Here is an 11,000-nt window from a genome sequence, read left to right on the forward strand (position 1 = left end):
CAGTAGATAGAGCCAATAAAGATAGAGAGTGGGTGAATAAGGTGTTTTCTGTAAGTACAATAGGAGAAGATTGGGAGCGAGAAGTACGTATAGCCCGCAGAGCTGCTCTAAAAGAGGGAGAAGAACGGGGACTAGAGCGAGGGCTAGAACGCGGGTTGAAGCGCGGAATCTTGCAAGGACGAGCTGAAGGCTTACAACAAGGACGTGCTGAGGCTGAAATGCGTTATGCAGTATTAGTTGAAACACTTTTCTCCCATAACCGCGAAGATGATGTTCTTAAAGCCTCTAAAGACCCAACCTATCGTGAACAACTATTTGCCGAGTTTAATATATAGAATAATTTATCAACATAGACTAAAAACTGTACTGAACAAAATGAAAAACTCTCGCCTAAAGCAAACATCAACAGATTAGAGAGCGTCGGACACAGTCGGAGTAGACGACTCGCAAAAGCTGCAAAGTATAGGCAATCAACGTTTTATGGGCTTAGTGAGTAGTTTCGCAGCACATCAGTGCGGTTTGCACTCAATCAGTTTGCACGCAATTAGATCCATGGGTCTACTTTTTTCTCAAAAATGGTCAAAACTTCCGACTTTCCATGGTCGTAGCGCCACATAGCTAACTTGAAATATGGAGAACACTGGGCAAACAGAAAATTCGACACCTTTCTGATGCCTTAGTAGGCACAATTTCGCATTCAGAACCATGGAAAGTCGAAAGTTTTGACCATTTTTCTAACTATTTTTCTCCGCCAAGAACGCGTTCTATTAAATAGCCTTCGCGTATGCCGAATCTGCATATTTCCAGATGAGTAGCACCAAGCGCATGCATAAGAGTGCGCACGATAATGCTACCGGGAACTAACGTGTGCAGACGATCGGGCGCAACAGCCGCAGCAGTATGCGCAAAAATATGCGGACTGCTTTCAAGCGCAGCTAACATATCATTTAACTGGTCAACAGCAACAACTTTAAGCCGCTTTCCGTTACCTAAAATTCCGCCGCACATTTTGGCTGCTGCACGTACAGAACCACCAATGCCGTAAATGCGCTTAGCACGGTAAGGCTCAATACTAGGAAGCGTATCTAACTGCGCGGCAAAAGCCTGCTCTATTGCGCGCGTCTCTTGCAAAGTGGGCAGTACCGTGTTAACAAACTGGGCATACGACGACACGCTACCTTGCCCCAAGCTGACGCAGTGCGAATCGGTATTATTCCGTATAACGGTAAGCTCGGTGGAGCCACCACCAATATCAACAAGCGTACCGTGCTCTATATTGCGATCGCACGTGGCACCCACAAAACCCAGATGGGCTTCGTCGCGCTCAGACAACACGTCAATTTCGTGACCTATGGTTTTTTCCAAAATGCGCGTAACCTGAGCAGAGTTCTCGCAGTTGCGCAGCACGGCAGTAGCAAAAATATGCACGTTTGTGCATCCGATATTGTTCGCGTGACGCAAGTGGTCGTCTAGCACTTCGGCGGCGCGATCGATGCCAGCTTGCGTAAATTGACCGTCCTCCACATATGCTGAAAGACCCGCAATTTTCTTTTCGTCGATAAGGTTTCGGAAATCTTTCTTGGTGAAAGGCTGCTTTGCACCTGCATGCACCTTATAAACTACTAGGCGAACCGAGTTCGACCCCAAATCGATAACACCAAAAAGAGCCATACTATACCTTCCAAAATTCCAAACCCACAAATTCGCAAACTAAGGCAAGCCTAGCGCCAGCATGCAAGCCCAATGCAAATACAGCGCCTAGCGCACAACTTTTAGCAGCGCTTCTGTTTAATTTGCCACAATTTGAATTAAATTTCATGCATATAGCGGAAAACGTCTTCGCGCTGAATGGTAATTTGCGTGCCCAAATTTTCGCCGGCTTCGTTCAGACGCTCTTGCACTTCGTTGAAGTTGCACACCTCAGGCGCCAGCGTCACCAGCATCGTCATGCTAAATATTTCGTTTGCGCCTAAAATCGTCTGGTTAATATCATCTATGTTCGCACCGCATTCGGTAAGAACCGTAGCAACAGCAGCAACAATGCCAGTGCGGTCTTTACCTAAAACAGATATGACACATTTCATGGCAATTCCCTTATTTTCGAATCGGACAAAACGGACACGGCGAATTTCGCGCACTACAAACGCAGCCCACATTCGCATTCCGCAATTGCATGTAGCCTACATAGTAGCAAATCAGCCGACATGCAGCAGAGAAAGCGCCTCGGCGCGCGTGTCGGAATTGGTTTTGAAAGCGCCGCGCACCGCGCTTGTTGTGGTGCGAGTGCCGGGCTTTTTTACCCCGCGCATGCTCATGCATAAGTGTTCGGCATCTATCACAACTAGCACTCCGCGCGGCTGCAGCTGTTCCATAAGCGTGTCGGCAACCTGCGTAGTAAGACGCTCTTGCACCTGCGGGCGTTTCGCAAACGCATCCAAAAGCCGCGCCAGCTTCGATATTCCGCAAATTCGCCCGCTAGGACCCGGAATATAGGCTATGTTAGCGGTGCCAAAAAACGGCACTAAGTGATGTTCGCAAATTGAATAGAACGGGATGTCGCGCTCTATTACCATGTCTTCGTGGCCTTCGTCAAAAGTTTTCAGGAAATGCTGCGCAGGGTCTTCCTGCAAACCGGCGCACACTTCCTCGTACATGCGCGCCACGCGCGCGGGCGTTTCAAGCAGCCCCTCGCGATTCGGGTCTTCCCCGATGCCTTCCAGAATTAAACGTACACCCTCTTCTATTTTGCGCTTGTCCATTAAAGCTCCAATTCCAAACCTACCGGGCAATGATCGCTGCCCTGCACTTCATCATAAATGTTGGCACCCGCCACGCGCGGCATCAGGCTTTCGCTAACTAGGAAATAGTCTATGCGCCAGCCGGCATTCGTGCGGCGCGCGCGTCTCCGATAACTCCACCAAGTGTACACCCCTGCTAGGTCGGGATGCACGCGCCGAAAAGTATCCGCAAAACCGGCGGCTAAAAGCTCGTCAAACTTGCCGCGCTCTTCGTCGGAGAAGCCCGATTTGCCCCGGTTCGGGTCAGGGTTTTTCAGGTCTATATCGTTGTGAGCCACATTGAAGTCGCCACACATTACCACCGGCTTGCTAGGCGCATTAGAGCCATCGGGCAGCACGCCAGACTGCAGCCCTAAGCAAAATTCGCGAAACGCATCATCCCATTCCGTGCGATAGTCTATGCGCACAAGATCGGTCTGAGAATTTGGCGTATAGCAATCCACGAACCAGAATTTGTCAAATTCCAACGCCACAATGCGCCCTTCGCAGTCGAAATGCGGAATGCCAAGACCATGCAGCACGCGCGCGGGCTCTTCCTTACTAAACACCGCCGTGCCCGAATATCCCTTTTTCTCGGCGTAGCTCCAAAATTGATGATAGCCCGGCAAGTCTAACTCCACCTGCCCAGCCTGACATTTTGTTTCTTGCAGGGCAAACACATCGGCGTTAAAGTGGGCAAATACCTCTGCGAAATTTTTGCCCAAGACAGCACGTATCCCATTAACGTTCCACGAAATGAATCGCATGAAGCCTCCTTGAAGTGTGCAGAATATGATATCCAAAACCGCACTTTTGTGTGGAGCTAAACTAGCTTTTTGCGGCGCTAAGCAATGTCTATTTTTAGTTTCTTATTTAGCGCTGCAACCACATCTGCCAACAAATTAACTGTTGGGTTGAATTTGTTGTTCTCGAGACGACTTATTAGTGATTGCTGAACGCCTGCGCGCTTAGCCAATTCCTGTTGCGAAATCCCAGCGTTTTTTCTGGCGCACATAAGCATTGCGCCAATGTTTACCGAATGACAACTATCGACGATATCTCCAGCGCCGCATTCAGCGCTATCGGCACTTTCGGTTATTTCCCTTATATAAAAATTGTCTTGCACGCAGCGCCCCTCATGATCCACAAGCAACTGAAACGGATCATAAAAATCCATATCATGAGCTTTGAGCACTTGCCCTAAATTTTGCCTGCTACTAGGTATCACGCGGCTTTCCACCCAGCGCCTACTTTGCTTGTCTTCCATAGAGTACGAACCGTTTTCAACCATTAGCGAAAATTCAAACGGCATTTCTTCCAAATCAATATCTCTAGAAATGTCTATGCGGAACGAATCGCACGCTTCATCGTAAGTTAGAACGGCACATGGTTGCGCCGCGCGCTTCGATCCGTCTACGATGTTAAATTTGCGCATACCAACACCACCTAGTCCATATAATTTCCCATATTTTATCTATATGAGTTTGTGAAATAGCAGAATTTAGTCCTTTGAACAGGAATGTTTTCCCCTGCTGGGTTAACGTATTGGGCGGCTTTATTGAAGATGCAAAGCGAGTAATATTTTCCTGAAGTGAACGTGTACCTATAAAGTTGTTCGCATCCACGTCGCTTAGGGGGTCTACCGCAGCCACTTTGTCTTCATCGTTATAGCAAGAAAACACAAGCGAAAGCCCACTATCGAAAATAGGCGCCAACCTCATATTGCCATTGGCGCTTCGCAGAACTTCTATATTTGCACCATGCCTATCCCTGTTCGCGATAAGGAAATCCACCAGCATCATTTGCCTAATTTGCTTGCCCCAACCATAGCGGTCGCATAGCTCTAGCGGCGATTCGCCGTGCTTCTTCGTTAAATCATAAAACGCATCTAGGGCTAGTTTTCGCTCGTCCGAAGCGCGATAGTTGCGCGACCTGTTTAGCCACGTTTCATACTGCGCACCATCCACATTCACTAGCGCATGAACAAGTCGATATTGCAAATGTGGAATGCCTAGCAGTTCCATTAAGCGACTGGCAATTAGCTCATTTACGCATTCGTGACCATATATGCCTCGGTAGCTATCGTAACAAGAAAGTTTATAAAACCAAGCACCCGCGCCAGTTTCTTCACGCGCTTTTAGAAAGCATCCTGCTGTGCCCGAAGATGTGGCACGCTCGGTCCACGAGAGTTTTCTTAGGTCTTGTATTTTTGATATAACATCACGCATTATGCACCTCTTTCGATGCAGCAAATTTCTATGGTGACAATTTTTATATATGCAATATACTACATACAAAGTTTGTGAGAAAGGTCTTCAAATTTTAAAATTGCTGGGTGTCCTATTTATGGTACGGTTCGCCGCGGCTTATTTTGAAAGCTCGGTAAACTTGTTCGAGCAAAACCACACGCGCTAAGTTGTGCGGCAAAGTTATGGGACCGAACGACATTTGCGCGTTCGCGCGGGCAATTACAGTAGAATCTACGCCATGCGATCCGCCTATTACGAACACTACGTTGCTTCTGCCTTCCAACGCTAATTTGTCCAATTTTGCAGCTAATTGTTCGCTAGAAAATTCCTTTGCGCGAATTGCTAGAAGTATGACGAAGGCATCTTCAGGTATTACGCGCAACACAGCATCAGATTCGCGGGATAGTGCCTGCTGTACCCCGCATTGCGATGAATCAACGTCTGGAACTTCTAAGACCGACACGTTGGCATAAGGACGCAAGCGTTTCAAGTATTCATCGCACGCCTGCGACCAAAAGCGCTCTTTCAGCTTTCCAACAGCCACCACACTTATACGCATCATAGAACATACACCCGCACTACACCAGTTTCTGCACCATGAAATCGTTTGCCGCAAGTTCCACCGAATCATCTAGCGGCTCTAGCGCAATAGCGGGCACGCCCGTGCGCGCAGCATAACGCGCCAATGCGCGCTGCAGCAACCAGTCAGCCACTTCCGGATTCTTAGACAACAGCGCACCGTGAAGATACGTGCCCACCACGCTATTAGCTATGGCACCGTCAGCACAGCTTTCACTATTGTTACCGTGACCGGTGCGCGATATCACGCGACCGAACGGCTGCATGTCGGGCGCTAGATATGTGCAACTAGCATGGTTTTCATAGCCCACCACAGGATGTTTTGCAAGCGGCGAATCCAACACGATATTGTCAATTAGTCGGTCAGTAGATGTGCCAGCGCGGCGCGTCTCAATGTTCAAAACGCCTAGCCCCGGCACTTCGCCTTCGCTAGAAAGCCACGTGTTTCCCAGTATCTGATAGCCACCGCAAATAGCCAAAATAGGACCGCCAGCTTGCGCAAAATGTGTCAGCTGGTCGCGCATAGCCATAAGCTGCTTGGCTGCCAACGACTGCTCGCGATCGGGTCCACCACCAAGAAATACTAGGTCAACCTTATTTAAATCCACCGTTTGATTATGCTCTACGCGCTGCACGCGCACAGGTATTCCGCGCCAGCGTAAACGCTGCTCCAAAATTCGCACGTTTCCGCCATCGCCGTATAAATTCAAAAGATCGGGAAACATGTGCGCGATTACTACCGGCGAGTTTGGTGGATTTGAGGTGATTGGAGGGTTCCATGTAGATGTTGTGTTCGGTGTGGTTGATGGATTCGATGCGGTCAGTATGCTGTTTTCGCTGCTTAGTGACGGTGATTTCGCGAATTTCGCGGTGCGTGTGTCGTCTGAAAATGTTTCACGTGAAACATTTGTTTGAGCAGACGTTGCGCGTTCGCAAGCACATGAGACACTTTGGGGTTCATTTTGCGACAGACTTTGCGGTGCGCTTTGGAGCTCACTTTGCGGCAGACTTTGCGACGCACTTTGCGGTGCATTTTGGGGTGCACTTTGAGTCAAACTTTGGGGTTCGCTTTGGGACTCGCTTTGGGGCAGACTTTGCGGTGCGTTCTGCAATGCGTTCAGCTCTTCGCGAACAGGTGCCAGCGCCGTATAGTTCGCAACAGCATACACATCAGCATTTTGAGGAAATTCCCCAGCTGCTGCAGCTGCAAACACATCTGACATTTTGTTTATCAATTGCGCTTTTACGCCGGCATATTTCAGACGCACTTGAAGATCGTTTTTGCGTATCCCACCCACATATATATGCGCACCCGAAAGCTGCTGCAGTTCCTCAAAATCTATATCCCAAATCCACGATATATCGTGCCCGTCAACATTATTGTCGTTTATGAATAATGCGATTGCGCATTCCGAATTTTGCACACCAGCAGGGGCATTGGTAGCAGATAAAGTATCGCTAGTCACAAACTTAGCCGCATCGATTTCGGCAGCAGTGGCATCATCATGCGTTACTTCTTTAGAAGCGTTAGTGACTCCAGCAGTATGAGTAGGCACAGTGTTAGCTGTAACGCGCTGCACCACAATGCGCAGATTCTGGTTAAACCCGGTGGGATTTTTCGCCAAATTAAGCAGAACACGATGCTGCCCTATTTTGTAGTCCTGCAAACGCCCGTTTTTCGGATTGAAATTATCGATTGCGCGCTGAACATCTTGCGGAGCGCACCCCACGCAAATAGCTGCTGCGGATACTGCTAGCAGGTTGTATACCATATAATTTCCAGCCAGCTTAGTATGCACAGGAAAACAAGTGTCGGCGGAATCGGGAATTTCTATCGTAGGCGCTTCGCTCTTCGCTTCGTCTGCTGTTTTGCGCACCATTGCACCTTGCGTTTCGCACGCCACTTTGTCTGCCGCCTTATACACCGCTTCACCCGGCGTTTCGCGCGCCACTTCATGCGCCACTTCACGCACCACTTCGCGCGCCACTTCAGCAAATGTATCGGTCGAAAATGTTTCACGTGAAACATTTGTTCCTACAATCGTATTTAACCGAGCGCTTTCCTCCGAATCATTCAGTAAAAGTGTTTCACGTGAAACATTGAATTGCAGACCATCTACATTGAAACGCACATCTCTAGCCGCAAATTGCAATGCAGGTCGAGCGAAACCACATTCCGGACACCTATAAGCACCCAGTTGCCCATACTGTCTGTAATCGTATTCCATCATGGCATTGCATACTTGGCACATAGTGGTGTCGCTAACGGCATTCTGCTCTAAATTTAACGGCTCAACTACACCAAACGCAATGCTGGGCACATCTTTGCGCACAGGCACTTCACCCACACGGCGCGCCACCATTGCACACAGCGGGTCATCAGCGTTGTAAACAAGCACAGTACGCGGGCTTTCGCTTAGCGCCCGCACAATTACATCCTGTATGTGATCAATTTCGCCGCACCTATCCAGCTGGTCGCGAAACAGATTCAACAGCACCAAATAGTTGGGTTGCAGCGCAGGCAACGTGCGACCTAGCCACAATTCGTCGCTTTCCAGCACGCCCCAGTCAGCCCCGCGGCATTCCAGCAGCGCCGACGCAACCCCATACGCCAAGTTAGCCCCTGTACGATTGCAGCACACGCTAAACCCAGCTTGCTCTAGCGAATCGGCAAGCAAATTCGTACACGTAGTTTTGCCATTTGTGCCAGCCACCACCACAGATCCGCTACGCAGCACTCCGCGTGCATGCTGTATTACCTGCGGATCTAGGCGCATAGCCATTTTCCCCGGCAAAGTTGCACCCGCACGACGCGCCACATTGGTTAATCCCCAATGCAATCCTCGCGCCACGGTCTTCGCTATTCCGAAACGTATTCCCAAACCGAGCCTTTCAACCAGTTTGCATCAAGTATAACCTGCAACTGCAACGCTTAGCTCGCTCTATGTTTATAATTCATGTGGGCTTGTTCATTCGTGCGCGTGCAAAACGGTGCGTATCCCGCAGTTGATGGCACTTGCAGCTTTGCGCCACGCAGCCCGCAACTGACAACGGCAAGCAAAAGGAGATGCAAACTGCAGTGGACGTATCGCAAATAACCTCGTTAGCAATATTTCTAATTGCGCTTGCCGTCATAATTTCCGAGAAAGTACACCGCGCCGTAGTAGCGCTAGTAGGCGCAGCGCTAATTATGATGTTGGGTCTGGTTCCCTTCGACGAAGCGCTGGTCCACATAGACTTCAATACGCTAGGCGTGCTGTTCGGCATGATGCTCTTCATAAGCGTAGTGAAAATGTCGGGGCTGTTCGAGTATTTAGCCGTAACATGTGCGCATATTGCAAAAGGTCAACCATGGATGATAATGATGCTGTTCGTACTGCTTACTGCTGTGCTTTCCGCATTTTTAGACAACGTAACCACCGTGCTACTTGTTGGTCCCATGACACTCAATATTTGCAAAATGCTAAAAGTTAACCCCGTGCCATATTTCATAACAGAAATAATGGCATCGAACATTGGTGGCACAGCAACGCTTATTGGCGACCCGCCCAACATTATGATTGGCTCAGCTGCAGGCTATACATTCGCCGATTTCATTGCTATTGATGCACCCGCCGTAGTAATAATACTGGCGGTTATTTTGGTGCTGTTTTACTTCTTATACGGACGGAAAATGACCGTTGACGCGCGCGACGTAAACGAAGTTCTCCAGCTGCGTGCAACCGACTACATAAAAGATAAGAGCCTGATGGCTATTTCGGTTGGCATGATAGCGCTAGTAGTTGTAGGTTTTATGCTGCACGGAGCGCTGGGTTGGGAATCGTGCGTTATTGCGCTTGGGGCAGCAGGGCTTATTCTGCTAATTTCGCGCGCACCAATTGATGAAGCGCTGGCAAATGTAGAGTGGACCACCCTGCTATTTTTCGCCGGTCTGTTCATAATTGTTGGCGCAATGACAGCCACAGGTGTTATAGATATGCTGGCAAAGTGGCTGGTAAGCGTTACCGGCGGCGATGTGTTCCTTACAATGCTGGTGCTTGTGTTTGGATCGGCGGTAGTGTCGGCGTTCCTAGACAATATTCCATTCGTAGCTACAATGATTCCGATTTTAGCCTCGATGCAAGCTGCCGGAATGGACGTTACACCGCTTTGGTGGGCGGTTTCGCTGGGCGCATGCTTAGGTGGAAATGGGTCGCTTATTGGAGCCAGCGCGAATGTGGTGCTAAGCGATATATCGCGCAAAAACGGCTACACCATAACTTTCGCCCAATATTTCAAAGTTGGTTTCCCGATAATGCTTCTTACGGTAGTAATAGCGGCAATCTATTTGGTTTTTCGTTTCCCGCCGGCATAGTTCGCTTGACACTTCCATCGGCATAGCAGGCATGGCAAAGCGCACTTGGTTTGACACGCCCGCCAGCATAATTACCCAGCATAACTGCCCCAGTACGGCACTATGGCAGCACGAATAATTGCGCCAAAATACCCGACAGCATCATTGCGGCGAAAGAAACAACCACAAGAACCAAAAACCGTTTCACCGGATTCTGTCTAGAAAGCATAGGGAAATGCACAGCCAACCGTCGCTTGTCCATAAGCGCAAACGCAACAATCCCCAAACCAACCGCAATCACTCCATACCCCATAAATACTCTGCCCCACAAAGAATACTGAGCAAGGCTTTCGGCAGGCTCTGCAATCATCATAGTTGTAATCACAACAAAAAGTATCCACACAACAACCAGTACCACATTCCAGCAAATCCCCAACCACTTAGGAATTTGTGACACCAAGAAAAGCGTGTGGAAATTATGCCAAGTACCAAGCTGATTATTCCCATAGTAGAACGGTTTTTTGGTTGCATAGCCTGAGCAAACTGCTGAGACATGATCGATTGCTCAGACGAAATTGGCTGGTTTTGTTGGGCAGGAACTGGCTGATCGCCTTGAGCAGAAAATTCGTTCTGGTTCATAGATTTTCCTTTCGATTACACGCTAAAAATGCATGAACGGACATAAATCTCATGCATCAAATCTGTGATTCATAGTAAAAAAACAGAGAGAGATTCCATTAGCTGCCAGCTAAGATTAAATGGTTTTGCACTATTTACGTTTTTGCGGATTGAAAATAAATGAACGCAGCACTATTCTCTGCCAGCTTTCTGCAAGATTTACACTCATTAAAAGTTGCAACTATGGGGATTTGAGATATCAATAGGTGTTGTACACAGTTGGTTTTGACATGAAATCTGTATGTCACTTGATATCGCATTTTTGATACACAGATATAAGGTTTGCAATCTAGTCTTGATTAGAAGATTTATAAATCTTCTAGAGAAAGAAAAGACAAACATGGATGAGCAAGCTACTGTTTCTATTACTAATCAATTTATGTT

At 48.4% G+C, this 11,000-nt stretch carries 11 protein-coding genes and 1 pseudogene; 2 read left to right on the top strand and 10 right to left on the bottom strand.

The features are described 5' to 3' along the window. Positions 1-335, top strand: a pseudogene (locus tag G7Y46_RS08890) (hypothetical protein); the annotation flags it as partial. Between the two features lie 403 nt (positions 336-738). On the opposite strand, the gene G7Y46_RS08895 reads toward G7Y46_RS08890, so the two are convergent. The 8 genes from G7Y46_RS08895 to G7Y46_RS09170 form a co-directional block, all read right to left on the bottom strand. Next, a complete protein-coding gene (locus G7Y46_RS08895) occupies positions 739-1,671 on the bottom strand; it encodes an exopolyphosphatase (protein WP_165254001.1) in 933 nt (310 codons plus the stop codon). Between the two features lie 137 nt (positions 1,672-1,808). Continuing rightward, the gene (locus tag G7Y46_RS08900) at positions 1,809-2,156 is read right to left on the bottom strand and encodes an ACT domain-containing protein (protein ID WP_241157111.1); all 348 of its coding nucleotides are present in this window, start codon (positions 2,154-2,156) and stop codon (positions 1,809-1,811) included. A 39-nt stretch (positions 2,157-2,195) separates the two neighbouring features. Continuing rightward, the gene (gene folE, locus G7Y46_RS08905; RefSeq protein WP_165254002.1) at positions 2,196-2,759 is read right to left on the bottom strand and encodes a GTP cyclohydrolase I FolE; all 564 of its coding nucleotides are present in this window, start codon (positions 2,757-2,759) and stop codon (positions 2,196-2,198) included. Next, on the bottom strand, positions 2,759-3,544 hold the full coding sequence (locus tag G7Y46_RS08910; RefSeq protein WP_165254003.1) for an exodeoxyribonuclease III: 786 nt from the start codon (positions 3,542-3,544) through the stop codon (positions 2,759-2,761). Before G7Y46_RS08910 ends, folE begins: the two co-directional genes overlap by 1 nt. A gap of 77 nt (positions 3,545-3,621) precedes the next feature. Continuing rightward, entirely contained in the window at positions 3,622-4,212 is a 591-nt protein-coding gene (locus tag G7Y46_RS09165) for a helix-turn-helix transcriptional regulator (RefSeq protein ID WP_165254004.1), read from the bottom strand. Next, positions 4,199-5,005, bottom strand: coding sequence for a type II toxin-antitoxin system HipA family toxin (locus tag G7Y46_RS08920; protein ID WP_165254005.1), 807 nt, complete (start codon positions 5,003-5,005; stop codon positions 4,199-4,201). Before G7Y46_RS08920 ends, G7Y46_RS09165 begins: the two co-directional genes overlap by 14 nt. Before the next feature lie 112 nt (positions 5,006-5,117). Beyond that, positions 5,118-5,588 carry a 23S rRNA (pseudouridine(1915)-N(3))-methyltransferase RlmH gene (gene rlmH / locus G7Y46_RS08925; protein WP_346773621.1) on the bottom strand — a complete coding sequence of 157 codons (471 nt, stop codon included), beginning with the start codon at positions 5,586-5,588 and terminating at the stop codon, positions 5,118-5,120. Between the two features lie 16 nt (positions 5,589-5,604). Further along, positions 5,605-8,487 (bottom strand): MurT ligase domain-containing protein, encoded by a 2,883-nt coding sequence (locus G7Y46_RS09170; protein WP_241157112.1) that lies wholly within the window; start codon positions 8,485-8,487, stop codon positions 5,605-5,607. A gap of 197 nt (positions 8,488-8,684) precedes the next feature. Here G7Y46_RS09170 and G7Y46_RS08945 point away from each other — a divergent pair, with 197 nt between their 5' ends. After that, complete coding sequence (locus G7Y46_RS08945) at positions 8,685-9,959, top strand: ArsB/NhaD family transporter (protein WP_165254010.1); 1,275 nt, start codon at positions 8,685-8,687, stop codon at positions 9,957-9,959. Positions 9,960-10,059: 100 nt separating this feature from the next. Here the strand turns inward: G7Y46_RS08945 and G7Y46_RS08950 are convergent, their stop codons facing one another. After that, positions 10,060-10,323 (bottom strand): hypothetical protein, encoded by a 264-nt coding sequence (locus tag G7Y46_RS08950; protein WP_165254006.1) that lies wholly within the window; start codon positions 10,321-10,323, stop codon positions 10,060-10,062. Then, complete coding sequence (locus G7Y46_RS08955; RefSeq protein WP_165254007.1) at positions 10,320-10,577, bottom strand: hypothetical protein; 258 nt, start codon at positions 10,575-10,577, stop codon at positions 10,320-10,322. Before G7Y46_RS08955 ends, G7Y46_RS08950 begins: the two co-directional genes overlap by 4 nt. Between the last annotated feature and the right edge of the window lie 423 nt (positions 10,578-11,000).

Origin of the sequence: Adlercreutzia sp. ZJ304, assembly GCF_011039075.1 — a bacterium.
Lineage (GTDB): Bacteria > Actinomycetota > Coriobacteriia > Coriobacteriales > Eggerthellaceae > Adlercreutzia_A.